28 protein-coding genes are annotated in these 25,755 nt (G+C 64.2%); 15 read left to right on the forward strand and 13 right to left on the reverse strand.

Annotated elements, in window-relative coordinates; genetic code table 11:
* Positions 1–55: 55 nt before the first annotated feature.
* Complete coding sequence (locus tag JHX87_RS00720; RefSeq protein ID WP_271884401.1) at positions 56–1,483, forward strand: MFS transporter; 1,428 nt, start codon at positions 56–58, stop codon at positions 1,481–1,483.
* A 60-nt stretch (positions 1,484–1,543) separates the two neighbouring features.
* On the opposite strand, the gene JHX87_RS00725 is transcribed toward JHX87_RS00720, so the two are convergent.
* Together JHX87_RS00725 and JHX87_RS00730 are read right to left on the reverse strand one after the other, a co-directional pair.
* On the reverse strand, positions 1,544–1,774 hold the full coding sequence (locus JHX87_RS00725) for a DUF1150 family protein (RefSeq protein ID WP_271884402.1): 231 nt from the start codon (positions 1,772–1,774) through the stop codon (positions 1,544–1,546).
* Between the two features lie 10 nt (positions 1,775–1,784).
* Complete coding sequence (locus JHX87_RS00730; RefSeq protein ID WP_271884403.1) at positions 1,785–2,195, reverse strand: Hsp20 family protein; 411 nt, start codon at positions 2,193–2,195, stop codon at positions 1,785–1,787.
* 244 nt (positions 2,196–2,439) lie between these two features.
* Between JHX87_RS00730 and JHX87_RS00735 the strand changes: the two genes are divergently transcribed.
* The 5 genes from JHX87_RS00735 to cls all read left to right on the forward strand — a co-directional run bounded on the left by JHX87_RS00735 (position 2,440) and on the right by cls (position 6,204).
* Complete coding sequence (locus JHX87_RS00735) at positions 2,440–2,658, forward strand: YdcH family protein (protein WP_271884404.1); 219 nt, start codon at positions 2,440–2,442, stop codon at positions 2,656–2,658.
* 58 nt (positions 2,659–2,716) lie between these two features.
* The gene (purE, locus tag JHX87_RS00740; protein ID WP_271884405.1) at positions 2,717–3,202 is read left to right on the forward strand and encodes a 5-(carboxyamino)imidazole ribonucleotide mutase; all 486 of its coding nucleotides are present in this window, start codon (positions 2,717–2,719) and stop codon (positions 3,200–3,202) included.
* Positions 3,195–4,232, forward strand: a complete 1,038-nt coding sequence (locus tag JHX87_RS00745) for a 5-(carboxyamino)imidazole ribonucleotide synthase (protein WP_271884406.1) — start codon at positions 3,195–3,197, stop codon at positions 4,230–4,232. The genes purE and JHX87_RS00745 overlap by 8 nt, the downstream gene beginning before the upstream one ends.
* Positions 4,229–4,678 (forward strand): NUDIX domain-containing protein, encoded by a 450-nt coding sequence (locus JHX87_RS00750; protein WP_271884407.1) that lies wholly within the window; start codon positions 4,229–4,231, stop codon positions 4,676–4,678. The genes JHX87_RS00745 and JHX87_RS00750 overlap by 4 nt, the downstream gene beginning before the upstream one ends.
* Before the next feature lie 110 nt (positions 4,679–4,788).
* Entirely contained in the window at positions 4,789–6,204 is a 1,416-nt protein-coding gene (gene cls / locus JHX87_RS00755) for a cardiolipin synthase (RefSeq protein WP_271884408.1), read from the forward strand.
* 237 nt (positions 6,205–6,441) lie between these two features.
* Here the strand turns inward: cls and purF are convergent, their stop codons facing one another.
* From purF to radA, 3 genes are all read right to left on the reverse strand, one after another.
* Positions 6,442–7,932, reverse strand: a complete 1,491-nt coding sequence (gene purF, locus JHX87_RS00760) for an amidophosphoribosyltransferase (RefSeq protein WP_271884409.1) — start codon at positions 7,930–7,932, stop codon at positions 6,442–6,444.
* A 134-nt stretch (positions 7,933–8,066) separates the two neighbouring features.
* Positions 8,067–8,669 carry a CvpA family protein gene (locus JHX87_RS00765; protein ID WP_271884410.1) on the reverse strand — a complete coding sequence of 201 codons (603 nt, stop codon included), beginning with the start codon at positions 8,667–8,669 and terminating at the stop codon, positions 8,067–8,069.
* A gap of 42 nt (positions 8,670–8,711) precedes the next feature.
* Complete coding sequence (radA, locus tag JHX87_RS00770; RefSeq protein ID WP_271884411.1) at positions 8,712–10,076, reverse strand: DNA repair protein RadA; 1,365 nt, start codon at positions 10,074–10,076, stop codon at positions 8,712–8,714.
* A 125-nt stretch (positions 10,077–10,201) separates the two neighbouring features.
* Here radA and JHX87_RS00775 point away from each other — a divergent pair, with 125 nt between their 5' ends.
* The 3 genes from JHX87_RS00775 to JHX87_RS00785 are packed head-to-tail and all read left to right on the forward strand — an operon-like array spanning position 10,202 to position 12,661.
* The gene (locus JHX87_RS00775) at positions 10,202–11,503 is read left to right on the forward strand and encodes a lipoprotein-releasing ABC transporter permease subunit (protein WP_271884412.1); all 1,302 of its coding nucleotides are present in this window, start codon (positions 10,202–10,204) and stop codon (positions 11,501–11,503) included.
* Positions 11,496–12,161: an ABC transporter ATP-binding protein gene (locus JHX87_RS00780; RefSeq protein ID WP_271884413.1), complete on the forward strand. Its 666-nt coding sequence runs from the start codon at positions 11,496–11,498 to the stop codon at positions 12,159–12,161. Before JHX87_RS00775 ends, JHX87_RS00780 begins: the two co-directional genes overlap by 8 nt.
* The gene (locus tag JHX87_RS00785; protein ID WP_271884414.1) at positions 12,161–12,661 is read left to right on the forward strand and encodes a phosphatase PAP2 family protein; all 501 of its coding nucleotides are present in this window, start codon (positions 12,161–12,163) and stop codon (positions 12,659–12,661) included. Before JHX87_RS00780 ends, JHX87_RS00785 begins: the two co-directional genes overlap by 1 nt.
* On the opposite strand, the gene JHX87_RS00790 is transcribed toward JHX87_RS00785, so the two are convergent.
* From JHX87_RS00790 to JHX87_RS00805, 4 genes are all read right to left on the reverse strand, one after another.
* Positions 12,658–13,371: a gamma-glutamylcyclotransferase gene (locus tag JHX87_RS00790; RefSeq protein ID WP_271884416.1), complete on the reverse strand. Its 714-nt coding sequence runs from the start codon at positions 13,369–13,371 to the stop codon at positions 12,658–12,660. The two genes, JHX87_RS00785 and JHX87_RS00790, sit on opposite strands and share 4 nt — an antisense overlap.
* On the reverse strand, positions 13,364–15,334 hold the full coding sequence (gene parE, locus JHX87_RS00795) for a DNA topoisomerase IV subunit B (RefSeq protein ID WP_271884418.1): 1,971 nt from the start codon (positions 15,332–15,334) through the stop codon (positions 13,364–13,366). The genes JHX87_RS00790 and parE overlap by 8 nt, the downstream gene beginning before the upstream one ends.
* A 110-nt stretch (positions 15,335–15,444) precedes the next feature.
* On the reverse strand, positions 15,445–16,104 hold the full coding sequence (locus JHX87_RS00800) for a glutathione S-transferase family protein (protein WP_271884420.1): 660 nt from the start codon (positions 16,102–16,104) through the stop codon (positions 15,445–15,447).
* Between the two features lie 144 nt (positions 16,105–16,248).
* A complete protein-coding gene (locus JHX87_RS00805) occupies positions 16,249–17,934 on the reverse strand; it encodes a serine hydrolase (RefSeq protein WP_271884421.1) in 1,686 nt (561 codons plus the stop codon).
* A gap of 275 nt (positions 17,935–18,209) precedes the next feature.
* On the opposite strand from JHX87_RS00805, the gene clpS reads away from it, so the two are divergent.
* From clpS to JHX87_RS00820, 3 genes are read left to right on the forward strand one after another with little or no spacing between them, the layout of a single operon-like run.
* Entirely contained in the window at positions 18,210–18,527 is a 318-nt protein-coding gene (clpS, locus tag JHX87_RS00810) for an ATP-dependent Clp protease adapter ClpS (protein WP_271884423.1), read from the forward strand.
* 7 nt (positions 18,528–18,534) lie between these two features.
* Complete coding sequence (locus JHX87_RS00815) at positions 18,535–19,539, forward strand: class I SAM-dependent methyltransferase (protein WP_271884425.1); 1,005 nt, start codon at positions 18,535–18,537, stop codon at positions 19,537–19,539.
* Positions 19,536–20,342, forward strand: a complete 807-nt coding sequence (locus JHX87_RS00820) for an SDR family NAD(P)-dependent oxidoreductase (RefSeq protein WP_271884427.1) — start codon at positions 19,536–19,538, stop codon at positions 20,340–20,342. Before JHX87_RS00815 ends, JHX87_RS00820 begins: the two co-directional genes overlap by 4 nt.
* Here JHX87_RS00820 and JHX87_RS00825 read toward each other — a convergent pair whose 3' ends face one another.
* Complete coding sequence (locus tag JHX87_RS00825) at positions 20,343–20,759, reverse strand: hypothetical protein (protein ID WP_272833786.1); 417 nt, start codon at positions 20,757–20,759, stop codon at positions 20,343–20,345.
* Positions 20,760–20,834: 75 nt separating this feature from the next.
* Here JHX87_RS00825 and hemF point away from each other — a divergent pair, with 75 nt between their 5' ends.
* Entirely contained in the window at positions 20,835–21,689 is an 855-nt protein-coding gene (hemF, locus tag JHX87_RS00830) for an oxygen-dependent coproporphyrinogen oxidase (RefSeq protein ID WP_377776044.1), read from the forward strand.
* A gap of 1 nt (position 21,690) precedes the next feature.
* On the opposite strand, the gene JHX87_RS00835 is transcribed toward hemF, so the two are convergent.
* Positions 21,691–22,143, reverse strand: a complete 453-nt coding sequence (locus tag JHX87_RS00835) for an Lrp/AsnC family transcriptional regulator (protein WP_271884431.1) — start codon at positions 22,141–22,143, stop codon at positions 21,691–21,693.
* 86 nt (positions 22,144–22,229) lie between these two features.
* Between JHX87_RS00835 and JHX87_RS00840 the strand changes: the two genes are divergently transcribed.
* A complete protein-coding gene (locus tag JHX87_RS00840) occupies positions 22,230–22,817 on the forward strand; it encodes a LysE family translocator (RefSeq protein WP_271884432.1) in 588 nt (195 codons plus the stop codon).
* On the opposite strand, the gene JHX87_RS00845 is transcribed toward JHX87_RS00840, so the two are convergent.
* Entirely contained in the window at positions 22,814–23,692 is an 879-nt protein-coding gene (locus tag JHX87_RS00845) for a DMT family transporter (RefSeq protein ID WP_271884434.1), read from the reverse strand. The two genes, JHX87_RS00840 and JHX87_RS00845, sit on opposite strands and share 4 nt — an antisense overlap.
* Entirely contained in the window at positions 23,689–24,720 is a 1,032-nt protein-coding gene (gene hemE, locus JHX87_RS00850) for a uroporphyrinogen decarboxylase (protein ID WP_271884846.1), read from the reverse strand. The genes JHX87_RS00845 and hemE overlap by 4 nt, the downstream gene beginning before the upstream one ends.
* 72 nt (positions 24,721–24,792) lie before the next feature.
* Here hemE and hemC point away from each other — a divergent pair, with 72 nt between their 5' ends.
* Entirely contained in the window at positions 24,793–25,731 is a 939-nt protein-coding gene (gene hemC, locus JHX87_RS00855) for a hydroxymethylbilane synthase (protein WP_377776043.1), read from the forward strand.
* Positions 25,732–25,755 lie beyond the last annotated feature (24 nt).

A 25,755-nucleotide genomic window follows, 5' to 3' on the forward strand; every position in this document is an offset into this window, starting at 1 on the left:
GGGGCTGTTTCTTTTTTACGCCCGGCTGTGCGCGCATTTTTGGGGCAAACACGCAATGACCGATCAAAATTACAACCCCTGGGCGGCCGCCGTCGTGCTGCTGCTGGGGAATTTCATGAACCTGATCGACGTGACCATCGTGAATGTCGCTCTGCCCTCGATCCGGGCGGATCTGGGGGCCACGCCCGCACAGACCGAATGGGTGGCGGCGGGCTATGTGCTGGCCTTTGCGGCCGGGCTGCTGCCCTTTGGCCGCTTTGGCGACATGCTGGGCCGCAAGAGGCTGTTTCTGTGGGGGATCGGCCTGTTCACGCTGGCCTCGGCGCTTTGCGGTCTGGCGCAGAGCATGCCGACGCTGATCGCCGCCCGCGCCTTGCAGGGGTTCGGCGCATCGATGATGGTGCCGCAGGTGATGGCGCTGATCCATGTGATGTTCGAACCCGACGCCAAGGCCAAAGCGCTGTCGCTGTCTGCGGTCATGATCAGCGTGGGCGCCGTGTCGGGCCCGATGCTGGGCGGGGCGCTGATCGGGGCGGATCTGTGGGGCCTGGGCTGGCGACCGATCTTTCTGGTCAATCTGCCGGTCGGGCTGGGCGCGGTCCTGTTCGGCATGCGGCTGATCCCGGAGATCAGATCCGATGTGGCGATGACCATCGACTGGCCCGGAGTCGTGCTGTTTTCGCTGACCATCACCCTGATCGTCCTGCCGGTGATCGAGGGCACGCAGCTGAACTGGCCCTGGTGGTGCATTGCGATGCTGACGGGCGCGCTACCGATGGCATGGCTGTTCATTCACCGCCAGATCCGGCTGGAGCGCGCGGGGCGTACGCAGCTTTTGCCCATGCGCCTGATGCGCAGCACCAGCTATATGTCCGGGCTGCTGATGGTCATGCTGCATTTTTCGGCCATTCCGGGCATGTTTCTGGTGCTGGCGATCTATCTGCAGACGGGATTCGGGCTGACGCCGCTGCAATCGGGGATGACGACGGCGCCCTTTCCGCTGGCGCTGATGCTGGGCAGCACGGTCACGGGGCGTTTCGGGCAGCGCGGTCTGGTGCGGCGTATCGCGGTGGGGACGGCCTGCCTGTTCTGCGCGATGCTGTATCTGCGCCACGTCGCGGGCGAACCGCCGCAGCCCTTCACGGCGCTGGTCTTTGTCGCGCCGCTGGCCCTGGGTGGTTTTGGCGCCGGGCTGCTGATTCCGCCGATGTTCCAGCTGGTGCTGAATTCCGTGCCCGGCAATGACGCCGGGGCGGGCGCGGGCACCATGCAGACCTTTCAGCAGACCGGCACCGCGATGGGCATTGCGATGACCTCCAGCCTGTTCTTTGCCTTTCTGCAGCTGCCGCAGAATGCGGGTGATTATCCGGGCGCGATGCAGCAGGGATTGCTGTACCCGCTTGCGGCTTTTTCCGGGGTGCTGATCGTCCTGTCGCTTCGCAGTCATCTGCTGCGAAAGGCGGGCGCCTTCGAGGGGGCCTGAGCGCAAGAAAAACCCCCGCCGCAGGGCATGCGGGCGGGGGCCGTGTCCGTCCGGTGCGGTTCAGTGAACGCTGACCGGCGTCAATTCGTTCTGGCGCGCCAGCATGAAGGCCTGCGACCGGTCGCGGACCAGCGCCAGGCGTTCGCCATCGGCATCGCACATGGCATAGAGTATCTCGACACCCGGGATCTGTTCCCGGATCTCATGCGGCAGCGTGCTGGTCTCGACCGAGCGGATATAGACGGTGTTGTTTGCGGCGTCGGTTTCGCCGAAATCGAATTTGGTATCCATGATGATCCCCTTATTTGCGGCTGATCGGAATGGTCTGGACGACCTGCTGCGTGGCGACGCGGCGCAGATCGACATGAAGCAAGCCGTTTTCCATCGAGGCCGCCACGACCTCGACCCCGTCAGCCAGCACGAAGCTGCGCTGGAAGGCGCGGCCCGCGATGCCACGGTGCAGGAAAACGCGATCCTCATCGGGTTCGGCCATGCGACCGCGCACGACAAGCTGGCGATCCTCGATCGTGACAGTCAGGTCGTCTTCGGAAAACCCTGCGACGGCAAGGCTGATCCTGAAACCATCCGGTGCCACATGCTCGATATTATAGGGCGGATAGCCCTCGGCACCTTTGGCGGCACGCTCGGCCAGCCGTTCAAGCTGATCGAACCCCAGAAGATAGGGATGCGCGCCCAGTGAAATCTTGCTCATATTCAGCCCTTCGAGTTCTAAGCGACTGGTGATGACAGGCCCCGTTCGGCGACCCGCTTGGCATGAATATGTGGATGAAAGTCGCATGAAACAAGTCCCCGGACGGCTGCCGCAGGGGCAGGCGATGGTTTGTTAACGATGTCGTCAAATAGTGATCGCTCCCCCGCAGGATTCGGTTAACACATTGCCCCAGACTGCGTATAAACAGTTAAAATACCATCAACTTGTCCAGCAGAGCCGCCAGATGAATAAGCAGAATACCATGTCGCACGAGGAAATCGTCCGCTCGAAGCTGACGGCGCTGCGCTGCGAGCATCGCGATCTGGACGAGGCCATCGCCGCGCTGTCGGATCAGCAACTGACCTCATCGCTGGCGCTGCAGCGACTGAAGAAGCAAAAGCTGGTGCTGAAGGATAAAATTGCACGGCTTGAGGATGAACTGACCCCCGATATCATTGCCTGAGATTGCGAAGCGCGGGCCTGCGGGTTATGGCCTTTTGCAGCAAGAACGGGGGCAAGCGATGGACAAACCGGTCGGGATCATCATGGGCAGCCAGTCCGACTGGCCCACCATGCGCGAGGCTGCGACAATTCTGGACGAATTGGGGATCGGCTATGAGGCCCGCATCGTCAGCGCCCATCGCACGCCGGACCGGCTGTGGGATTACGGCAAGACCGCGGTATCGCGCGGGTTGAAGGTGATCATTGCCGGGGCCGGGGGCGCGGCGCATCTGCCGGGGATGATGGCGTCGAAAACCCGCGTGCCGGTGATCGGCGTGCCGGTGCAGACGCGGGCGCTGTCGGGGGTGGATTCGCTTTATTCCATCCTGCAGATGCCCAAGGGCTTTCCGGTCGCGACCATGGCCATCGGATCGGCGGGGGCGGCCAATGCCGGGCTGATGGCGGCAGGGATTCTGGCCATCAGCGACCCGGATCTGGCACAGCGGGTGGAGGATTGGCGCGAGGCGCTGTCAGCCTCGATCCCCGAGGAGCCTTCGGATGACTGAGATCCGCACCATCGGAATTCTTGGCGGCGGCCAGCTGGGTCGGATGCTGTCGGTCGCGGCCAGCCGTCTGGGCCTGCGCTGCCATATCTACGAGCCGGGCGCCGCGCCTGCTGCCGATGTCGCCCATCAGGTCACCACCGCTCCTTACGAGGATGAGGCCGCGCTGCGCGCCTTCGCCGATTCCGTCGATGTGATCACCTATGAGTTTGAAAACGTGCCGACCTCGGCGCTGGATCTGCTGGAATCGATCCGCCCGATCCGTCCGAACCGGCGCGCGCTGGCCGTGTCGCAGGACCGGCTGAGCGAAAAGAGCTTTCTGAATGAGATCGGGCTGGCGACCGCGCCCTTTGCCGATGTGCCTGACGAAGCCGCGCTGGCCGGGGCCATCGGGCAGATCGGCGCGCCCTCGATCCTGAAAACGCGGCGTCTTGGCTATGATGGCAAGGGGCAGGTGCGGATCACGGATCCGGCCACGGCGGAATGGACCGGCGCGCCCTCGGTCCTGGAAGGCTTTGTCGATTTCAGTGCCGAGATCAGCGTGATCATCGCGCGGGGTGAGGATGGCCGGGTGGCGGCCTTCGATCCAGGGCTGAATGTGCATCGCGACGGCATCCTGCATACGACCACGGTGCCCTGCGGCCTGCCCGCGCGCGCCACGACCGATGCCGTTCTGATCGCCGCCCGGATTGCCAATGCACTTGATTACATTGGCGTTCTTGGGGTCGAGCTGTTCGTGACGCCTGCCGGGCTGATCGTGAATGAGATCGCCCCGCGCGTGCATAATTCCGGCCATTGGACCCAGGCCGGTTGCGCCGTGGATCAGTTCGAACAGCATATCCGCGCGGTGGCCGGGCTGCCGCTGGGCGATGGCAAGCGCTATGCCGATGTGGTGATGGAAAACCTGATCGGCGAGGATGTGGCCCGCGTCCCTGAACTGCTGCAGAGCCCGAACACCCAGCTCCATCTATACGGCAAGGGCGCGCCCCGGCCCGGCCGCAAGATGGGGCATGTCAACCGGATCACCGGATGAAGCCGGGCCGCCCGCGACTGGCCGTCCGCGCCGCGATCCTTCGGGAAGAGCGGTTGCTGATGGTCAATGCCTATCCGGGGCAGGATTCGGATCTGTGGACATTGCCCGGCGGCGGGGTCGAGACCGGCCAGTCGCTGCCCGAAAACCTGATCCGCGAGGTGCGCGAGGAAACCGGGCTGGACATCAAGGTCGGCGCGCCGATCCTGATCAATGAGTTCCACGATCCCGACAGCGGCTTTCACCAGATCGACATGATCTTTCGCGCCAGCCTGCCGGGCGGCGATACGGTCCGGCTGGAAGATCCCGAAAAGGTCGTGAACCGCTATTGCTGGGTCACGCGGCCGGAACTGGCGCGGCTGCGGCACAAGCCCTCGACGCTGGCGCGGGCCGTCTGGGGGCTGCATGCCGCCTGGTACGACCCGCTGGAAACGATCCTGCCGCGCTGACGATCGTGACCGCGGATCCGTGCTGAACCGCCCCAAGGCAAAATTCCTCGCCTTGCCCCGCGCGGGTGGATCGTTACCATCGCCCTCAGGTTGAGGGGGATCATTCACAGATGCTTACATTTCTTACCTTCGTGCATATGGTCATCTTCATATCGCTGACCCTGCACGCGCTGTCTCGTCAGGATCTGAGCTCAACCACCAGAATTGCCTGGATTTTCACGCTGCTGGTTCTGCCCTTCGCAGGCATCGTGCTGTATTTCCTTTACGCAACGATCCGCTTCAACGGCCGCGCCGGGCGGGCGCATCGCATGGCCGAAAAGGCCACGGCAGAGCTTGTCCGGGCCAGCGGCGATGCCCCGGATGCAAGCAAATACGGTCCGGCCAGCAGCTTTGCGACGGCCATCAACGGCTTTGGCGTGACACAGGGCAACCGGGCGGAGCTGCTGGACAGCCCGGATGAGCAGCGCGCGCGGATGATCGAGGATTTCGACGGCGCGACACGATTTATTAACGTTTTCTATTATATCTGGGTCGATGATGAGACAGGGCGCGCGGTGGCTCAGGCGCTGATGCGGGCGGTGAAGCGCGGCGTAAAGGTGCGTGCGGGCGTCGATCAGATCGGGTCCCGCGCCTTTTTGACGTCGCAGACATGGAAGGAGATGAAAGCCGCCGGGATCGAAACGCAGGTCGCCTTGCCGATCGGCAACCCCTTTGTGACAGCCTATATGCGTCGGCTGGATCTGCGCAATCACCGCAAGATCACGGTGATCGACGGGCAGATCCTTCATTGCGGCAGCCAGAACTGCACCAATTTCTTCTATCCGATCAAGCCGAAATACGCCCCCTGGATCGACGTCATGGTCCGGTTCGACGGTCCGGTGGCGCGGCAGATGGACCTGCTTTACGCGCAGACCTGGTTCGAGGATAAGCCCATCGATCTGGAGCCTTGGCGCTATGAGGTGACATCCTATGAGGACGGCATTCCGGCGCAGGTCGTGGGCACCGGGCCGACGCTGCACAAGGGTGTCACCGCGCAGCTTTTCGCCCGCCTGATCTCGGAGGCGCGGCACGAGGTGATCCTGACCACGCCCTATTTCTCACCCGGCGAGGTCGTCGTCGATGCGATCATGGGCGCAGCGGTGGCGGGGGTGGATGTGACGCTGAACGTGCCGCGCCGCAACGATTCCGGCTTTGTCGGACCCGCCAGCCGCGCCTATTACCCGCAACTGACCGAGGCCGGCGTCAAGATCGCCGAATATAACGGCGGCTTGCTGCATTCGAAGATCCTGACCGTGGATGGCGAGATGGTTCTGTTCGGATCGACCAATCTGGATTATCGCAGCTTCGACCTGAATTTCGAGAATGATATCCTTGTGCGGGATCCAAAGCTGACCCGCGATCTGCGTGCAAGACAGCAGGAATATCTGAGATCCTCGACCCCCGTCGATCCGCAGGCGGTGAAAAACTGGCCGACGTGGAAGCGGATCTGGTTCAACGCCTTCACCGTGATCGGACCGCTGATTTAGAGCTTTTCGGATTTGGGTTGATACATACCCGCTCAGCCTGCCTGTCGCGCCAGCGGCAGGCACGCGTCCGCCCGCCCCACGGCGGGCAGACGCTCGACACGAAGCAAGACTGCCTCACCCTTGAGCCGAAACGCTTTAAGCGCCCACATCGCCAGCCGCGTGTCAGGCGGCGGTAGTTACGATGGGATTAGCAGGGCGACCGCGTGCAGCCACCCGCGACGGGCGGCGAGGCCGATCCTATTCCGCCGCCTCGTTCATCGCTGTCTCTGATCCGGGCTTCATGCTGAAACCACGCTCCAGCTGATCGAAGGGCGCGACCGGATAATCGCCTGAGAAGCAGGCATCGCAATATTGCGGGCATTTGTCATTGCGGCCCTTGGCCTCGCCCACGGCGCGATAAAGGCCGTCCAGCGACACGAAGGACAGCGAATCCACGCCGATCCATTCGCGCATTTCCTCGGGCGTCATATTCGCGGCCAGCAGCTTTTCGCGATCCGGCGTATCGACGCCGTAGAAACAGGGCCATGCCGTCGGCGGAGAGGCGATGCGGAAATGCACCTCGGCAGCGCCGGCATCGATGATCATATCCTTGATCTTGCGGCTGGTGGTGCCGCGCACCACGCTGTCATCGACCAGCACCACCCGCTTGCCACGGATCAGCGCGCGGTTGACGTTCAGCTTCAGGCGCACGCCCATATTGCGGATCTGGTCCGTCGGCTCGATGAAGGTGCGGCCCATATACTGGTTGCGGATGATCCCCATGCCATAGGGAATGCCCGATTCCTGCGCGAAGCCGATGGCCGCCGGGGTGCCGCTGTCGGGCACGGGGCAGACCAGATCGGCCTCGATCGGGGCCTCGCGGGCCAGTTCCACGCCGATCTGGCGGCGGGTCTCATAGACCGACCGTCCGCCGATGATCGAATCGGGGCGGCTGAAATAGACATGTTCGAAGATGCAGAAACGTCCGGTCGACGGCCCGAAGGGGCGCGAGGATTCGACCTTGCCCTTGGTGATCACGACCATCTCGCCCGGTTCGATCTCTCGCACGAATTCGGCGCCGATGATGTCCAGCGCACAGGTTTCCGAGGCCAGCACGAAGCCATCATCGCCCACCTTGCCCAGAACCAGCGGCCGCACGCCCAGCGAATCGCGCACGCCGATCAGCTTGGTGCGGGTCATCGCAATGACGCTGAAGGCGCCTTCGACGCGGCGCAGCGCATCCTTCATCCGTTCGGGAATGTTGCGCTGGATCGAGCGCGCCATCAGGTGGATGATGCATTCGCTGTCGGATGAGGATTGGAAGATGCTGCCCCGCTCGATCAATTCGCGGCGCAGGGCGGCGGCATTGGTGATATTGCCGTTATGGGCCACCGCGCAGCCGCCCATGTGAAACTCGCCGAAGAAGGGCTGCACATCTCGGATCGCCGTGGCCGCCTTTGAACCCGCCGTCGAATAGCGCACATGGCCGATGGCCAGCGATCCGGGCAGCGTGTCCATGACATCGGCTTTGGTGAAATTGTCCCGGACATAGCCGAAACGATGGGCGCTGTTGAACCCGTGATCGGGGTCGAAGGCCACGATCCCGCCCGCCTCCTGTCCCCGGTGCTGCAGCGCGTGCAGGCCAAGGGCGACGAAGCTGGAGGCATCTGCCACGCCGATCGCCCCGAAAACGCCACATTCTTCGTGAAGGCGATCCGAATCGAACGGATGGGCCAAAAAGGGTTGCATCATGGCATCCTGAATAGCTTTGGGCTGTCAGGGGCTATGTAGTGTGGCTTACACAAAAAGTCACGCCCCCGCATGCAGGGCGGGGGCGCTTTTTCGTCATGGATTTGTCACAGGCCGGAAAGCGGATCCGGGGATCAGTTGCCTGCCGGGGCCTCGGGCGCGACGGTTGGCGAGACGGTTTCGGTGGCGGTGCAGCCCTGAACCATCTGTTCGTAGCGGCTGACGATCCAGCTTGGCGCATCATCGGGCAGTTGTTCGTCCATCTGGCCGCGCATCCGCTCGAACACCTGGGCCGAGCGTGAATTTTCGACCATCGGCACCTGCTGCGATGTCATCACCCGGTCATAGACGATAAAGGCAATGGCCACGATCAGCACGCCGCGCGCGACGCCGAACAGGAACCCCGCGCCCTGATCGATCCCGCCAAGGGCCGAACGCTGCACGACCGAGGAAAACAGCGGCGTCAGGATGGAAAACACCACCAGCGCCAGCGCAAAGACCACGGCGAAACCGGCAATTGTTGCCAATTCGCAGCTATCGCCCAGAAATTTGTCCAGATAGGGCAGTTGCGCAATCAGCGGCCGCATCTGTCCGGCAAAGATAAATGCCAGCACCGCAGCCGCGATCCAGCCCAGAATGGCCAGCGATTCGCGCACGAATCCGCGCGACCATGCCAGAATGGCCGAGAGGATGATGACAGCAGCCACCACTGCGTCGATGATCGTGAAACCGTCCATAGTCTTGTCCCTGTGCCGGTTTTCATTGTCATTTCAGGCGGTTCAGCCGGCGCCGAAAACCTCACCCACGAAGCCAGTCAGATCGGCAATCCGTCGCAGACTTGTACCGTCCGTGCCCTCTACCTTTTGGGCATCGGGCAAAATCGCCTGTGAAAAACCAAGTTTCCGCGCCTCTTTCAACCTGTTTTCCGCCTGAGCGACAGGTCGCAGAGCGCCCGAAAGGCTGATTTCCCCGAAAAGAACGGCCTCTGGCGGCAGGGCGCTGTCCTCTCTGGCCGACAGCAGCGCGCCCGCAATTGCCAGATCGGCGGCGGGTTCGCTGACCCGCATGCCGCCTGCCACGTTCAGAAACACATCCAGCCCGGCAAAGGGGATGCCGCATCGCGCCTCCAGCACGGCAAGGATGGTGCTGACCCGGCCGCTATCCAGCCCCACCACCGTGCGGCGCGGACTGGCCAGCGTCGAGGGCGCGACCAGCGCCTGAATTTCGGTCAGCACCGGGCGCGTGCCCTCGATCCCGGCAAAAACCGCGCCGCCCGCGATGGGCTGGCCGCGCTCGGACAGGAACAGGGCTGACGGGTTGGCGACCTCGGCCAGTCCCATGCCGGTCATCTCGAACACCCCGATCTCATCGGCGGGGCCGAAGCGGTTCTTGACGCTGCGCAGGATGCGGAACTGGTGGCCGCGCTCGCCTTCGAAATACAGCACGGTATCGACCATATGTTCGACCACGCGCGGTCCGGCGATCTGGCCGTCCTTGGTGACATGGCCGACAATCACGATAGAAACGCCACGCCGCTTGGCAAAGGTCACCAGCTCATGCGCGGCGGCACGGACCTGGGCCACGCTGCCCGGCGCGGCCTCGACCCGATCCGACCACAGGGTCTGCACGGAATCGATAATGGCCAGATCGGGGCGTTCGCTGTCCAGCGTGGTCAGGATATCGCGCAGATTGGTGTCCGATCCCAGTCGGACAGGCGCATCCGACAGGCCCAGCCGCTGCGCCCGCATGCGGACCTGTGCGCTGGCTTCCTCGCCACTGATATAGACGGCATCCAGCCCGGCGCGGGCGAAGGCGGCCGCGCCCTGCAGCAGAAGGGTGGACTTGCCGATGCCCGGATCGCCCCCCACAAGCACGGCCGAGCCCGGCACCAATCCGCCCCCCAGCACGCGGTCCAGTTCGGCCATTCCCGATTGCTTGCGCGGCGGCGGCGCTTCGGTCGTGTGCAGCCCGGTCAGCGGCACCGCGCGCCCCTTGGCCGCGCCCAACCCGCGACCGGGACCCTGCGACAGCGGCGCCTCTTCGATAATGGTGTTCCAGGCGCCGCAGGCATCGCAGCGCCCGGCCCATTTCTTGTGGGTCGCGCCGCAGGCGGTACAGGTGAAGGTGGTGACGGATTTGGCCATGCCACATCTTGTGGCATCTGCGCCTTCCCGCCGCAATATCGGTATTTGCCGAATTCACGGCATTGTCGGCTTGATCTTTGCAGGCCGCCCGCTAGGGTCTGCGCGCAAATCAAAGGCCCCACCCGATGTCCAGCCCCGCGCCCTTTTCCCGATATGAATTCCTGATCGCCTGGCGATACCTGCGCGCCCGCCGGGCCGAGGGCGGGGTCAGCGTCATGACCTGGATCAGCATGATCGGCATTGCCCTGGGCGTGATGGCGCTGATCGCGACGCTGGCGGTGCGCGCCGGTTTCCGCACCGAATTCGTGGACACGATCCTGGGCGCCAATGCCCATTCCACCGTCTACATGGCGCCGCAGGAAATCAGCAACGACTATACCGATGATGTCTATGTCGTGCCCGGCCGGATCGCGGATTACGATGCCATGTCAAAGACGCTGGCACAGGTGCCGGGTGTGACCCGCACGGCGGCGATCATTCGCGGGCAGGTCATGGCCTCGGCCAATGACAGCTCGAACGTGGCCGAGGTGTTCGGCGTCTCGCGCGCGGATCTTGAGGCGATGCCCCGGATCGTCGATCCGCAGACCTCGGTCGGCACTCTGGACGATTTCGATCAGGGCATCGCGATCGGTTCGGGGATTGCGCGGGAACTGGCTGTCGGGCTGGGCGACAAGATCCGGCTGATCGCCCCCGAAGGCGCCAAGACCGCCTTTGGCACCACGCCACGGATCACCGCCTATACCGTCACCTATATCTTCAGCGCCGGTCGCTATGATATCGACCGCACCCGGATCTATATGCCCATCGCCGAGGCGCAGAGCTATTTCAACCGCGAGGGCGTCGCCGATGAGATCGAGGTTTTCGTCAGCGATCCCGAGCAGGTCGGCGACTGGACGCTACCGCTGCTGCAGGCGGCGGGGCAGGGGGCGCAGGTCTGGACATGGCAGGATGCCTCTGGCTCATTCCTTTCGGCGCTGGATATGGAGGATGACGTGATGTTCGTGATCCTGTCGGTGCTGGTGCTGATCGCCTCGATGAACATCACCTCGGGGCTGATCATGCTGGTCAAGAACAAGGGCCGCGATATCGGCATCCTGCGCACCATGGGCCTGACCGAGGGCGCGGTGCTGCGTGTCTTTTTCCTCTGCGGTGCCTTTACCGGGGTGATCGGCACCATCGCCGGGGTGATCCTGGGGATTCTTCTGGCGCTGAATGTCGACAATATCATGGCGGCGCTGAACGCGATCACCAGCGGCGGCGCCTGGCAGCCAGAGGTGCGCGGCATCTACCGCCTGCCTGCGGAACTCAGGGCCTGGGATATCTTTCGGGCGGTGGCCCTGTCGCTGGGCCTGTCTTTCATCGTCACCATCTTCCCCGCGCGCCGCGCCGCGCGCATGAACCCGGTCGAGGCTTTGCGCTATGAATGAGGTTCTGCGCCTTCACGCGATCACCAAGACCTATGGCAAGGACGGCCCCTCGCCCGTCACCGTGCTGGACGGGATCGACCTTTCGGTGGATCGGGGCGAGGTCGTGGCGCTGGTCGCACCCTCGGGCGCGGGGAAATCGACGCTGCTGCATATTGCCGGGCTGCTGGACACGCCCGACACGGGACAGGTTCTGCTGAACGGGCGCGACATGACCGGATTGCCCGACAAGGCCCGGACCGAGGCGCGTCGCGTCGATGTGGGCTTCGTCTATCAGTTTCATCACCTGCTGCCGGAATTCAGCGCCGCCGAGAATATCGTTCTGCCCCAGCTTGCCAATGGCACGGCGCAGCGCGCGGCGGCGGATCGCGCCGCTGACCTGCTGGCGCGTGTGGGCCTGTCGCATCGCGCCGATCACCGCCCCGCCGCGCTGTCGGGCGGAGAGCAGCAGCGGGTGGCCTTTTGCCGCGCGTTGGCCAATGCGCCCGCGCTGCTGCTGGCGGATGAGCCGACGGGAAATCTGGATCCCGCGACCTCGGATCGGGTCTTCGATGTGCTGATGGGGCTGGTGCGCGAAACCGGGCTGTCGGCGCTGATCGCGACGCATAACCTGGATCTGGCGCAGCGGATGGACCGTGTGATCCGGCTGGGGGATGCCTGATGCGCGCTGCGGGTCTGTGTCTGTCGCTTGCACTGATGGCGCAGCCTGCGGCGGCGGATCCGCTGGAAAGTTTTGGTACGGCGATGAAATACGGCTTGCCGCTTGCCGCTGCCATCTGCGCCGAACGCGATGACCGGCTGGAGGATTTCGCGGTCCGGGGCGTGTTGCAGGCGGCCATCGTGCTGGGCATGAAAAGCTATTTCGACGGTCGGCCCATCTCGCGCCGCCCGACGGGTGAGGGGCGGGGCTTTCCGTCGGGCCACGCGGCGGCGGCGTTTTTCGGGGCCTCGGATCTGGCGGGGAAATGCTTTGCCGATGATGTGGCGGCGGGTGCGGCCAGCTATGGCGCGGCGGCGCTGACGGGCTACAGCCGCATCCACGCGGGCGAACATACCGTCCCGCAGGTCACGACCGGCGCCCTGATCGGCTTCAGCTTCGGCGCGGCCAGCTTTGGCATCGGCAGCGAAGAGGTCAGCTTTTCGGTCGGGATGCGGTTTTAGGCGCGATCCGGGCCCTGACGCTCGATCGCGGCGGCGACGCGCTCCTGCAATTCCCAGATATAGGGATCATAAAGGCCCGCCGCATCCAGCCCCTGTGCGGTGCGCAGCAGATATTCGCTGCCCGATCCCGCCGCGCCATTGGCGAATGCCAGCCGCTGCGCCTGATCGTCAATGGACAGATCGGCCAGATCGATCCCCACCGGATCGGCATAAAAGGTCAGCGCCTCGCTGATGCCCTGATCGGTCTCGATAGTGATCCAGCAGGCATTCGCGGCCAGTTCCCGCGCGACCAGTTCACGGGCCAGGATCGAGCGCATCGAATCGGTTTCGGTGCCCGGCTGGATTTCCAGCACAAGCCCCTCGCACGCGCCGCCCGAGGCCAGCGCCAGCATCAGCCCCGGCTGTTCGGGCGAGCCGCGAAACCGGTCCAGCGGGATGCTGAAGGCGCGATGCCAGCCAAGCGCCCGCGCCCGGTATCGACGTCCCACGGCGAAATCCGGGTTCCAGATCAGCGATCCATAGGCAAAGATCGGGATCGGGCGGGGCCGGTCCGCAATCAGCGCCGCGCTGAGCTGATCCAGATCCGCCTCGTCCAGAATCTGCCAGTCGGGGTCATGCAGCGGCCCCTCGACATGGCGGGTGACGCGACGGACGTGATCCTCGGTCAGGCGCAGCGGCGGACGGCCCGCGTCCGGCAGGCCATCAGACATCCAACTCATCCGCATCGGCGAAACGCGCGTTTTCCTGAATATATTCAAAGCGCAATTCCGGCTTCTTGCCCATCAGCCGTTCGACCAGATCGCCGGTTTCGCCGCCTTCGTCATCGTCGATGCTGACCCGGATCAGCTTGCGCGTCTTGGGGTTCATCGTCGTGTCCTTCAGATCCTTGGCGTCCATTTCGCCCAGACCCTTGAATCGCTGCACGTCGATTTTTCCCTTTCCGCCCAGTCCCTTGGCCATCATCCGCTCTTTCTCGGCATCGTCCGAGACATAGATGCGATGGGCGCCCTGCGTCAGCCGGTACAGCGGCGGGCAGGCCAGATACAGATGGCCGCGATCGATCATCGGGCGCATCTGGGTAAAGAAGAAGGTCATCAGCAGGCTGGCAATATGCGCGCCATCGACATCGGCATCGGTCATGATGATGACCTTGTCATAGCGCAGATCGTCGACATTGAATTTCGTGCCCATGCCGACGCCAAGCGCCTGACACAGATCGTTGATTTCCTGGTTCTGGCCCAGTTTGGAACTGGCCGCACCCAGCACGTTCAGGATCTTGCCGCGCAGGGGCAGCAGCGCCTGATTGACCCGGTCGCGCGCCATCTTGGCGCTGCCGCCCGCGCTGTCGCCCTCGACGATGAACAGCTCGGTCCCGTCGCGATTGGTGGCGCTGCAATCGACCAGCTTGCCCGGCAGGCGCAGCTTTTTCGTTGCCGTCTTGCGCGCGGTTTCCTTTTCCTGCTTGCGGCGCAGACGCTCTTCGGCGCGCAGGACCAGGAAGTCCAGAATCGCGCCGGCCGATTTCGTATCCGCCGCCAGCCAGTTGTCGAAATGGTCGCGAACGGCGTTTTCCACCAGCCGCTGCGCCTCGACCGTGGCCAGACGATCCTTGGTCTGGCCGACGAATTCCGGCTCTCGGATGAAGCAGCTGACAAGGGCGCAACCGCCGACGATCAGATCCTCTCGCGTGACCTGGGCGGCCTTCTTGTTGCTGACCCGCTCGCCATAGGCGCGGATGCCCTTCAGGATCGCCGCCCAGAAGCCGGCCTCATGGGTGCCGCCCTCGGGCGTGGGCACGGTGTTACAATAGGACTGGATGAAGCCGTCGCGCGACGGCGTCCAGTTGATCGCCCAATCGACCTTGCCGGGCGTCTTGAAACGCTCGGTGAAATCGACGCTGCCTGCGAAGGGACGCTCGGAATAGGTGCTGGCGCCGGTCAGGGTCTCGGTCAGGTAATCGGCCAGACCGCCGGGGAAATGGAAGCTCGCCTCGGTCGGGGTCTCGCCATCATCGATGGCGGATTTCCAGCGGATCTCGACGCCCGAGAACAGATAGGCCTTGGATTTCACCATCTTCAACAGCCGCGCGGGCTTGAAGCGGTGATGGCCGAAAATCTCTTCATCCGCGTGGAAGGTGACGGTCGTGCCGCGACGGTTCGGGGCGGCGCCGATCTTTTCGACCGGCCCCTGTGGGATCCCGCGTGAGAAACGCTGTTCGAACAGTTCCTTGTTGCGCGCGACCTGCACCACCATCCGATCCGACAGCGCATTCACGACCGAGGCGCCGACGCCATGCAGCCCGCCCGAGGTCTGATAGGCATCGCCCGAAAACTTGCCGCCCGCATGCAGCGTGCACAGGATCACCTCAAGCGCGGATTTGCCAGGAAATTTCGGATGCGGGTCGATGGGAATGCCGCGGCCATTGTCGCGGATCGTCACGCTGTAATCGTCCTGCAGCTCGACCTCGATGCGGCTGGCATGGCCTGCCACGGCCTCATCCATCGAGTTGTCGAGGATCTCGGCGACCAGATGGTGAAGCGCGCGCTCATCCGTGCCGCCGATATACATGCCGGGGCGCTTGCGGACAGGCTCCAGCCCCTCCAGCACCTCGATCGAGGCGGCGGAATAGCTGTCGGTCTGCGCATCGGCGGCGGAAAGAAGATCGTCTGCCATCTGGCCTGCTCTTGTTCTTGTGCGGATTTGACCCGTTATCTCATGCCGGGGCAGGGCGCGGCAAGGGGTAGGGGCAACTGCGGGGGATGACGCTATCCCTTGCGGGCATCCTATTCCGGTTCGGCCAGCCTGCGTTCCCACATGCGGCGAAAGGCCGGGCGGGCCTGACAGCGATCCAGCCAGGCGCTGGTGGCGGAAAACTGACCCATCAATTCGTGATTCGTCTGGGCATAGCGCAGGACCTCGGCCATGTTCAGATCGGCGACGGTAAAGCGGTCCGCGACCAGATATTCATGGCGGCTCAGGTGCTGTTCCAGCACGCGCAAGGGCCGGACCAGACTTTCGGCGGCATTGGCAACGATGGCGGCATCCTCTCCGCGCTGCGCCTGACCGGGATTGTGCAGAAAGAGGATGGTCAGGGCGTCGGGTTCGATGCTGGTTGCGGCATAAAAGCTCCATTGCATCATCAGGGCGCGCTCGGCCGGGCTTTCGGGGCCGATCGGAGCGCCCGCCTTCTGCGCCAGATGCAGGGTGCTGGCCAGCGATTCCGTCAGTTGCAGATCGCCATCCTGAATGACCGGGATCGCCCCTGCGGGTGACAGGGCAAGAAATTCGGGCGATTGCGTGTTCAGCGGCGCATCGGGTGCCGAGGGATCGGCCAGGCGATAGGCCTGGATCACCGGGACCTGTTTGAAATCCAGATCCAGTTCATAACAAAGCCAGACGATGCGCGAGGCGCGCGACCGGGTAACGCCATGAATAACCAGCATGGATTCGTCCTTTTTGCAGCTGTCGCCAAGGCTATGCGCTGTCAGGGGCGGGGAAAAGCCCGATTGCTGCGGGCGCGCCAAGGCTGCGGCATGAAAAAAGGCGGGCCGTGCCCGCCTTTGTCAGGAAACACCGCGATGCAGCCCTCAGGGGCCGACGATGCGGCATTCATTCGCGCGGGCCTTGAAGCGCTCGCAGGTCAGTTGCGCATCGGCCTTGGTCAGATTGACGAAGCTGGCCTCGAACCCGCGCTTGGTATCCGCGACATGCCGACGCGCACCCTGCAGGGTTGCCCCGTCCCGCAGCGCGCTTTGCATCAGCAATTCCTCGGCCGCCGCCCGAGAGCGGTGAAGCCCCAGAACGACCCCCCAGTTCCGGCCGCTATTGGCGGGACGCGACACGATCTCGACCGCTTCGGGCTCGGCCAGGTCGCCTTCGCCCATGGCCGCCAAGATCACCGTTTCCGAACGCGGCTTCGGCGCCGAGGATTGCAGCAGCGACAGCGAGGTTCCGCTGTCGGGCACAGCCTCGGCCACGGCGCGGGCGATATCCTCGGGATTGGCGCCCGGATTGGTTTGCGCGCTGGCCACCAGCGATCCGTTTGCGCGGGCGCGCGGCGCGGGAACCGGGCGCAGCGAGGCCGACAGGACCGGCGCGGCCAGGCTGGGCGATTGCGCAGTTTCCGCCGAGGCCACAGCGGTCGCCACCGCCGCTTCCAGAGCATCGGTTCTGGTCGCTCCGGGCCGCGCGCTTGGGCGGGCGCTGGAGGCGAGCGTCAGGTTTGATGCGGCGGGGGTCAGCGCCATCGCCTGCGCCTGCCTGACAGCTGCAGCCAGCGGATCGGGCTGAGGGGTGGCGGCGGTCGATGCGCTGCGATTGGCGCGAGCCGGTTTGTCCGAGGTTTCCAGAACCAGACGCTGCGGGCTGGCCTGTGTGGCGGCCGGGGTCGGCTCGACCTGCGCGCGGCGCACGGTGCGCTGCACCAGCAGGCGCGGCGCGCGCGGGCGCGTTTCGCGCACCCGGCTGGGCACGCGGCCAAAGCTGGAATCCAGCAATTGCGCCATGGTCTGGTTACGCTGCGCGGTCGAGGTGCCGCCAAAGACCGTCGCGATCAGCCGCTTGTTCCCCCGGCGGGCCGAGGCGGTCAGGTTGAAGCCAGCGGCACGGGTATAGCCGGTCTTGATGCCGTCGGCACCCTGATAGCTGTCCAGAAAACGGCGGTTGGTCGAAGACACCTTGGCGATGCCGGCATCGGCAGAGCGGCGCGAGAACAGGTTATAATATTGGGGAAAATCGTAAAACAAATGCCGCCCCAGGATCGTCATGTCCTTGGCGCTGGAATAATGACCCTCTTGCGTCAGGCCGTGGGCGTTGCGGAAATTCGTGTTCCGCATCCCAAGCGCGCGGGCCATCTGGGTCATTTGCTGAGCAAACGCCTCTTCCGAGCCGGCGAGGTTTTCGCCGATCGCCGTGGCCGCGTCATTGGCCGATTTGATCGCGGCGGCGCGGATCAGATAGCGCAGCTCGATTCGCTGCCCGGCCCGCAGGCCCAGCTTTGATGGCGGCTCTGCCGCCGCATTGGTCGATACCAGGAATTGCGTATCCAGCCGGACCTGACCACGTTCGATGGCGGTAAAGGCCATGTACAGCGTCATCATCTTGGTCAGCGATGCGGGATGCAGCCGGGTATCGGCGTTCTGTTTATAGATCGGCTGGCCGTTCCGGGCATCCATCACATAAGCTGCGAAGGGAGCAGCCGACAGGCTGGCCGGTAAAAATGCTGCCAGCAAGAGTAATGCCCACAGCCGGGCTGTCAGGGAAAGTCGGGTCACTGTCGCGGTCTCTCTGCCTCATGCGGGTCTGTCATTTGTTGCACACCCGTCGTTGATAAAGTGATAATAGCATGCAAATTTCCATCGCGAAACCACGCAGTGAATGAAATTTCCTTACCGGTGCAATCTCTTGCGCAGGGCTTTCATCGACTGCAAAATGACCTATATTGCAGCGAGACATCGACAGGCGCCCATGCCGGGCGGCCAGCAAACGCAACCTTACCTCTGCCAATGGCGGGCTTCAGCGCGCGAACCGGATTGCAATGACCCATGTGATGAGCGACAGCGACAAAACCGATGGTCAGGCCGAACTGGCCGTGAAGCCGAAGACGAAGCAGCAGCGCCCGCCCATGTACAAGGTGCTGATGCTGAACGACGATTTTACCCCGATGGAATTCGTCGTCCACGTTCTGGAACGCCTGTTCAACATGACCCACGCTCAGGCGATCGAGATCATGCTGACCGTGCATCGCAAGGGCGTCGCGGTGGTCGGCGTCTTTTCGCATGAGGTGGCGGAAACCAAGGTCGCGCAGGTGATGGAACTTGCCCGCCGACAGCAGCATCCGCTGCAATGCACCATGGAAAAAGAGTAGCCGCATAATGGCATCACGTATCTCTCTGGCCCTTCCGGATGGACATCCAGAAGGCGAATTTCTTGTCATTGGCGCACGTGCGGGCGATGATTTGTCTGCGCTGGACCCGGCCCGGACGCGGATCCAGCAGGGCTATTTCCCGGATCATCAACATTTCAAGGCACGCGGTTTCGAGGTCGCGCCAAAGATCGACGGCGATTTCACGGCCGCTTTGGTCTTTCTGCCACGGGCCAAGGCGCAGGCGCGGGCGCGGATTTTCGATGCGGCGCGGCGGCTGCAGCCGGGTGCCAGCCTGTGGATCGACGGGCAGAAAAGCGACGGGGTCGATGCGATCCTGAAGGAAATGCGGGGGCTGATCACGGTGGACGAGGTGATCAGCAAGGCGCATGGCAAGATCTTTCGCGTCGTGATCCCGGACGGCGACTGGCTGCCTGCCGACTGGGCCGCCGCCCCGAAAGAGGTCGCGCCGGGCTTTGTCACGCGGCCCGGGGTGTTTTCGGCCGATGGGGTCGATCCGGCCTCGGCCATGCTGGCGCAGCACCTGCCCGAGAAACTGCCGACGCGGCTGGTCGATCTGGGGGCCGGCTGGGGCTGGCTGTCGGCGCAGGCGCTGACCCGCGCGGGGGTGACGCAGATCCATCTGGTCGAGGCGGATCACGACGCGCTGGCTTCGGCCCGCGACAATGTCACCGATGCCCGCGCGCAATTTCACTGGGCCGATGCCCGCAGCTTTACCCTGCCGGAGCCGGTGAATGGCGTGATCATGAACCCGCCCTTCCACGAAGGCCGCACCGCCGACCCCCGCATCGGTGCCGATTTCATCGCGGCGGCCGCGCGGCTTCTGACCGGCGCGGGGCGGTTATGGATGGTGGCCAATCGCCATCTGCCCTATGAAACCGTGCTGCGCCAGCATTTCGCGCAGGTCAGCGAACTGGGCGGCGACAACCGCTTCAAGGTGATCGAGGCCACCGGCGCGGGGCGCGGCAGCGATATGCGGAAGGGACGCAAATGACATTGTCTATCCAGGGCAAGACAGCCATCGTAACCGGTGCGGGGCGCGGCATCGGGCGTTCGATTGCGCAATATTTCGTCGAACGCGGCGCCAATGTCGTCTTCGCGGACGGGGACGAGGCCGCGCTGGATAAATCGGTGCTGGATTTTGGCGCCGACAATCCGCAGGTCCGCCGCTTTGCGGGCAATATGGCCGAGCGTTTGTCGATCGCGAACCTGCTCTCGACCACATTGGACGCCTTTGACCGCGTCGATATTCTGGTCAATGCGCATCGCATGGTGAAGCCCTCGGACGCGCTGAATACCGATGTCGATACGCTGGACGAGATGCTGCGCCAGAACCTTCTGGCCGGGCTGCGGCTGACGCAATTCGTGGCCAAGCGGATGATCAAACAGGCCGAGGAATCGCCGGATGAGCCGCAAACCGGTGCGATCGTGAATATCTCGGCCATGGCGGCGGATCGGCCCGCGCCGACGCTGCTGGGCTATTCTATCGCAAGCGCCGCGCTGGAACAGGCGACGAAGGGCATGGCGCTTGTCCTGGCGCCGCACCGGATCCGGGTCAACGGCGTGCGCTTTGGCAGCGTCATGTCACATGAGTTGCAGACCGAGCTGAAGGAACAGCCCGAACTGCGTCAGCAGGTGATCAATGGCACGCCCATGGGGCGGATCGCGGCGGCGGATGAGTTGTCGGAAACCGTGCACTATCTGTGCAGCGAAGGCGCCCGCTTCGTCACCGGCCAGATCCTGACCGTCGATGGCGGGCGCAGCCTGCTGGACCCGGTTGCGGCCCAGCTTGCCTGATCAGCTTTCTTCCGGGAAGGCCGCCTTGCAGGCCTTGATCACCTCGGCTGTGCGACCCGACAGCGCAGCCTTGCGCGCCGCCAGATTGTCGCGGCGGCGCTGTTCGGCCAGCGGGTCGATGGGAACGCGGTAACGCTCGGTATCGATATAATCGCGCCAGCAGGGCTCGTAATAGGTCGTCACCTCGCCATCCTTCTTGCGCGTATAGGCACGGCATTCGGTCAGCCGGGTGCGCACGACCTCGCGTTCTTCCCAGGCATAGCCACGCGCCAGGTTGCCCTCGACCGTGCTCAGCAAATTGCTGATGGTGCGATATTCGTCGGTATTGCGGCTGATGCAGCGTTCTTGCGGCGTGCCACAGGCGGATAGCATAAGAAGGGGCGCCATGGCTGCGACAATAGCGACGTTGCGATACATAAAAGGCCTCTTTAAGCAGTCTCTCGATGATCACGATGTCGAATCCGGCATCGCAAATCAACGATAGGGTGTTCCATGGATGACCAACGCCGAGAGGCTGCAATCTGGTTCCGCGAATTGCGCGATCGCATCACATCTTCCTTTGAGGCGCTGGAGGATCGCGGGCCGGGCGACACTGCCATCGGGCGGTTTGTCGTGACCCCGACCGAGCGTGGCGAAGATGGCGGGGGCGGGCTGATGTCCGTCATGCGCGGCGGGCGCGTCTTTGAAAAGGTCGGCGTCAACTGGTCCGAGGTCCACGGCACCCTGTCGCCCGGCGCGCAAAAGGCCATGGCCGCGCGCGGCGTTCCGGGGATCGAAGGCGATCCGCGTTTCTGGGCATCCGGGATCAGTCTGGTCGCGCATATGCAGAACCCGCATGCGCCGGCGGTTCACATGAACACCCGCATGTTCTGGACGCCCGGTGCCTGGTGGTTCGGCGGCGGTGCCGATCTGAATCCCTGCATCGAATATCCCGAGGATACCGCGCATTTCCATGCCGAGCTGCAAGAGGCCTGCGACCCCTTTGATTCAGAGTATTATCCTCGCTTCAAGGCCTGGGCGGATGAGTATTTCTTTATCCCGCATCGCGGGCGCGCGCGCGGTGTCGGTGGCATCTTCTTCGACGATCTGAACAGCGGCAACTGGGAGGCCGATTTCGCCTTTACCCGCGCGGTCGGCGAGGCGTTCCTGCCCGCCTTCCTGCCGCTGGCCGAAGCGCATATGGATCAGCCCTTCTCCGAGGCCGACAAGGATCAGCAGCTGATCCATCGCGGGCTTTATGCCGAATATAACCTTGTCTATGACCGCGGCACGAAATTCGGGCTTGAGACCGGTCATAATGCCGATGCCGTGCTGATGAGCCTGCCGCCACTGGCGAAATGGGTCTGATCTAGGCCCGCTCATCCTTGGGGCTGCTCATGACGACATGGGTGGTGATCCTGGCGATCCAGGGGAATGCCCCCAGGACATCGGCATGGAACTGTTTATAGGCTGCCAGATCGGTCAGTTCGACCCGCAGCAGATATTCGACCGTGCCGGTGATATTGTGGCATTCCCGAACGGCCGGCGCGGCGATGCAGGCGCGTTCAAAGGCCCGCTGGGCATCGTTGGAATGCTGCGACAGACCCACCGTGACATAGGCGACAAAGCCCACATTGCGCGCGTCTGGTGCGATGATTGCACGATACCCGCTGATGATGCCGCGCCGCTCCAGCTCCTGCACCCGTCGCAGGCAGGCCGAGGGCGACAGCCCGACCCGCGCGGCAAGCTCGGTATTGGGCTGGCGGGCATTCCGCTGCAGCTCTTGCAATATGCGTGCGTTAATTCTGTCATCAGCCGTCATAGGTTGTTGAGATAGTGCATATGCGCGCATCTTAGCAACCATATTGCGCGATTCACGGCATATCGTTGTGCCAAATTGGAGCACAGATGATGACGGACCTTATCCTGGCGCTTTGCGCCTTCGCCTTTGTCACCTCGGTCACGCCGGGGCCGAATAATATGATGCTGATGGCCTCGGGGGCGAATTTCGGTCTGCGCCGCACCGTACCGCATATGCTGGGCGTTTCGCTGGGCTTTGGGGGGATGGTATGGGTTCTGGGACTGGGCTTTGACCGGGTGATCGCGGCGAACCCGGCACTGTCGCAGGCGCTGACCTGGATCAGCATGGTCTATATGCTGTGGCTTGCCTGGAAGATCGCCACCGCCGCGCCGCCCGACAGCGTCGGAACACAGGGCAGGCCGATGACATTTCTGCAGGCGGCGGCTTTTCAATGGGTCAACCCCAAGGCCTGGGCCATGGCGCTTGGCGCGCTGTCGGCCTATGCGGCGGGGGTCGGCGGCGCATTGGTCGTGGCGCTGATCTTTGCGCTGGTGAACCTGCCAACGGTGGCGATCTGGGCGATGGCCGGGCAGGGGCTGCGCGGCTTTCTGGCCAGCCCGGGGCGGCTTCGCCTGTTCAATGCCGTCATGGCGTTTTTGCTGATTGCGTCAATGCTGCCCGTGCTGCTGGATTAGCGGGCGGCCACGGCCAGAAGCCAGCCGACGCCGATCACGATCAGCGCCATGCCAAGGATCTGTACGGGCCGCACCTTTTGCCGCAGGACCCGCCCCGACAGAATTTGCGCGAACACCACCTCGATCAGCGCCAGCGTGCGGACATTCGCCGCCGAGGTCAGCGCGAATCCGATGAACCAGAACAGCGAGGCAAAGGCGCCAAGCGCCCCCGCCGCCAGCGAGGTTTTCCAGTCGCGGGCGATGCCGCGCAGCGCCGCGCGGTCGCGCCAGACCAGCCAGATCAGCATCGCCGCCGCCTGCATCGCCAGCGTCAGGGACAGCACGGTCAGCGCGCGCAGGAAGAACCCGCCCGACGGCAGCGCCAGAATCGCGCCGCGAAACCCGATGGCGGACAGGCCGAAGAGCGCCCCGGCCGTCACGCCATTGACGACCGGCATGACCCCCGCCCGCGACCAGCTTGCGCCCGAGGACAGCACCACCCCCACCGTCGCCAGCAGGATCGCGCCCATTCGCGCGGGGCCAAGCGGTTCGGCCAGGATCAGCGCGCCGATCAGCGCCAGCGTCACAGGCTCTGTCTTCATCAGCGCGGTGGCGACGCCAAAGCTTTGGCCGCGCATGGTCATCAGCATGAAGGCCGTCGCAGCAATCTGCGCGGCGGCGCCCATGGCCGCAAATCCGACGGCCCGGAGATCGGGCGGCGGGATCTGCCAGAACATCGCGGCCAGCGCCAGCGCGATCACCGCAAATGGCAATCCGAACAGAAAGCGCACGGCGGTCGCGCCGATGGTGCCGACCCGCGCGGTCAGCCCCGCCTGTGCGGCATTACGCCCGGTCTGGGCCAACGCCGCAATGACCGTCGCGGCGACCCAGATCATGCGCTGCGCACCGCCTCGATCATGGCGGCGACGTTGTCGGGATCGGCGTCCGGGGTGATGCCGTGGCCAAGGTTGAAGATATGCGGGCGCCCGCGGAACGCACGGGTGATCCGCTGCGCCTCTGCCACCAGATCGGGGCCGCCCGTGACCATATGCTGCGGCGCAAGATTGCCCTGAACGCAGCCGTCGATCTGGACATGTTCAGCAGCCCAATCGGCCGCGACCGAATTATCCAGCGCCACACAATCCGCCCCGGTCGCACGGGCAAAGCCGATATAGCGCTGACCCGCTTCGCGCGGGAAAGCGATGACGGGGATGTCCGGATGCCGCTGTTTCAACGCCTCGATGATGCGGCGGGCCGGGGCCACGGCGAAATCGTCGAAATCGGCGCCCTTCAGGCTGCCCGCCCAGCTGTCAAAGATCTTGACGACCTCGGCCCCGGCCTCGATCTGCGCCGAAAGGTAAAGAATGGTCGCCTCGGTGATGCGGTCGATCAGCGCGCTGAAGGCGGCTCGATCCGCCTGCTTGAACGCATGGGCCGGACCCTGATCCGGCGTGCCCCGACCCGCGATCATGTAGGTCGCCACGGTCCAGGGGGCGCCGGCAAAGCCGATCAGCGCCGTTTCGGCGGGCAATTCGCGCGACAGGATGCGCACGGTTTCATAGATCGGCGACAGCTTGTCATGGATCGCATCGGCGGGCCTCAGGGCGGCAACCCCGGTCGCGCTGGTAATGGTCGACAGCCTTGGCCCCTCGCCGGTCACGAACCACAGATCGGCGCCAAGCGCCTGCGGGATCAGCAGGATATCGGCAAACAGGATCGCCGCGTCAAAGCCAAAGCGCCGGATCGGCTGCAGCGTCACCTCGGCCGCCAGTTCGGGATTGTAGCACAGCGACAAAAAGTCGCCGGCCTTGGCACGGGTGGCGCGATATTCGGGCAGATACCGCCCCGCCTGACGCATCATCCAGATCGGGGGGGTGGGCAGGGCCTCGCCGGCCAGCGCGCGGAGCAGGGTTTTGGTCATGATTTCTCCTTCGGCCCCATCAAGGATAGGGGCGGGGCGTTGTCAAGCACCGGGCCTGCGGATAACGTCCCGCGCATGAATACGATGCCCACCCCCTCCCGTCCGTTGAAAATTGGCACCCGCGGTTCCGCGCTGGCTTTGGCGCAGGCGCATGAGACGCGCGACCGGCTGATGGCGGCGCATGGTCTGGCCGCCGATGCCTTCGAGATTGTCGTGATCAAGACCACGGGCGACCGGGTGACGGACCGGCCGCTGAAAGAGATCGGCGGCAAGGGGCTGTTCACCCGCGAGATCGAAGAGGCGCTGAGCGCCGGAGAGATCGATATCGCCGTGCATTCGATGAAGGATATGCCGACGCTGCAGCCCGGCGGGTTGATCATCGATTGTTTGCTGCCGCGAGAGGACGTGCGCGACGCCTTTGTCAGCCCGCATCACGGCTCGATCGCGGATCTGCCAGAGGGCGCTGTGGTGGGAAGCTCCAGCCTCAGGCGGCGCGCACAGCTGGCCCATCGCAGGCCGGATCTGCAATTGGTAGAGTTTCGCGGCAATGTGCAGACCCGTCTGCGCAAGCTGGAAGATGGCGTGGCGCAGGCGACTTTTCTGGCCATGGCGGGGCTGACCCGTCTGGATATGCTTCATGTGGCGCGCGGTCCCATCGATCCGCAGGATATGCTGCCCGCCGTGGCGCAGGGCGCCATCGGCATCGAGCGGCGTGAAAGCGACGAGGCCATGGCGCAGCTGCTGCAGCCGATCCATGACGTCGAAACCGGCCAGCGCATCCTGGCAGAACGCGCCTTTCTGTCGCGGCTGGATGGTTCGTGCCAGACGCCCATTGCAGGTTTGGCCGAATTGTATGACGGGCAGTTGATCCTGCAGGGTGAGATCCTGCGCCCCGATGGCTCCGAGGCTGTCAGGGGCCGCCGCGAAGGCGATATTTCGGACGGCATCGCCATGGGGGTTGATCTGGCAGAGGAACTGCTGTCGCGTGCAGGACCGGGTTTCTTGGCGGAATAACCTGCCGCGGTAGCTGCGAATGGT

Source organism: Paracoccus fistulariae (assembly GCF_028553785.1).
GTDB lineage: Bacteria > Pseudomonadota > Alphaproteobacteria > Rhodobacterales > Rhodobacteraceae > Paracoccus > Paracoccus fistulariae.

Excerpts from the sequence above, each read along its gene's own strand:
- JHX87_RS00815 (WP_271884425.1), top strand. The coding sequence starts at position 18,535 with ATGGCATCACGTATCTCTCTGGCCCTTCCGGATGGACATCCAGAAGGC.
- parE (WP_271884418.1), bottom strand. The coding sequence starts at position 15,334 with ATGGCAGACGATCTTCTTTCCGCCGCCGATGCGCAGACCGACAGCTAT.
- JHX87_RS00750 (WP_271884407.1), top strand. The coding sequence starts at position 4,229 with ATGAAGCCGGGCCGCCCGCGACTGGCCGTCCGCGCCGCGATCCTTCGG.
- purF (WP_271884409.1), bottom strand. The coding sequence starts at position 7,932 with ATGCAACCCTTTTTGGCCCATCCGTTCGATTCGGATCGCCTTCACGAA.
- JHX87_RS00735 (WP_271884404.1), top strand. The coding sequence starts at position 2,440 with ATGAATAAGCAGAATACCATGTCGCACGAGGAAATCGTCCGCTCGAAG.
- purE (WP_271884405.1), top strand. The coding sequence starts at position 2,717 with ATGGACAAACCGGTCGGGATCATCATGGGCAGCCAGTCCGACTGGCCC.
- JHX87_RS00780 (WP_271884413.1), top strand. The coding sequence starts at position 11,496 with ATGAATGAGGTTCTGCGCCTTCACGCGATCACCAAGACCTATGGCAAG.
- cls (WP_271884408.1), top strand. The coding sequence starts at position 4,789 with ATGCTTACATTTCTTACCTTCGTGCATATGGTCATCTTCATATCGCTG.
- JHX87_RS00845 (WP_271884434.1), bottom strand. The coding sequence starts at position 23,692 with ATGATCTGGGTCGCCGCGACGGTCATTGCGGCGTTGGCCCAGACCGGG.
- JHX87_RS00730 (WP_271884403.1), bottom strand. The coding sequence starts at position 2,195 with ATGAGCAAGATTTCACTGGGCGCGCATCCCTATCTTCTGGGGTTCGAT.
- JHX87_RS00800 (WP_271884420.1), bottom strand. The coding sequence starts at position 16,104 with ATGCTGGTTATTCATGGCGTTACCCGGTCGCGCGCCTCGCGCATCGTC.
- JHX87_RS00785 (WP_271884414.1), top strand. The coding sequence starts at position 12,161 with ATGCGCGCTGCGGGTCTGTGTCTGTCGCTTGCACTGATGGCGCAGCCT.
- hemC (WP_377776043.1), top strand. The coding sequence starts at position 24,793 with ATGAATACGATGCCCACCCCCTCCCGTCCGTTGAAAATTGGCACCCGC.
- JHX87_RS00835 (WP_271884431.1), bottom strand. The coding sequence starts at position 22,143 with ATGACGGCTGATGACAGAATTAACGCACGCATATTGCAAGAGCTGCAG.
- radA (WP_271884411.1), bottom strand. The coding sequence starts at position 10,076 with ATGGCCAAATCCGTCACCACCTTCACCTGTACCGCCTGCGGCGCGACC.
- JHX87_RS00745 (WP_271884406.1), top strand. The coding sequence starts at position 3,195 with ATGACTGAGATCCGCACCATCGGAATTCTTGGCGGCGGCCAGCTGGGT.
- JHX87_RS00720 (WP_271884401.1), top strand. The coding sequence starts at position 56 with ATGACCGATCAAAATTACAACCCCTGGGCGGCCGCCGTCGTGCTGCTG.
- clpS (WP_271884423.1), top strand. The coding sequence starts at position 18,210 with ATGAGCGACAGCGACAAAACCGATGGTCAGGCCGAACTGGCCGTGAAG.
- hemF (WP_377776044.1), top strand. The coding sequence starts at position 20,835 with ATGGATGACCAACGCCGAGAGGCTGCAATCTGGTTCCGCGAATTGCGC.
- JHX87_RS00790 (WP_271884416.1), bottom strand. The coding sequence starts at position 13,371 with ATGTCTGATGGCCTGCCGGACGCGGGCCGTCCGCCGCTGCGCCTGACC.
- JHX87_RS00840 (WP_271884432.1), top strand. The coding sequence starts at position 22,230 with ATGATGACGGACCTTATCCTGGCGCTTTGCGCCTTCGCCTTTGTCACC.
- JHX87_RS00820 (WP_271884427.1), top strand. The coding sequence starts at position 19,536 with ATGACATTGTCTATCCAGGGCAAGACAGCCATCGTAACCGGTGCGGGG.
- JHX87_RS00765 (WP_271884410.1), bottom strand. The coding sequence starts at position 8,669 with ATGGACGGTTTCACGATCATCGACGCAGTGGTGGCTGCTGTCATCATC.
- JHX87_RS00825 (WP_272833786.1), bottom strand. The coding sequence starts at position 20,759 with ATGTATCGCAACGTCGCTATTGTCGCAGCCATGGCGCCCCTTCTTATG.
- JHX87_RS00725 (WP_271884402.1), bottom strand. The coding sequence starts at position 1,774 with ATGGATACCAAATTCGATTTCGGCGAAACCGACGCCGCAAACAACACC.
- JHX87_RS00775 (WP_271884412.1), top strand. The coding sequence starts at position 10,202 with ATGTCCAGCCCCGCGCCCTTTTCCCGATATGAATTCCTGATCGCCTGG.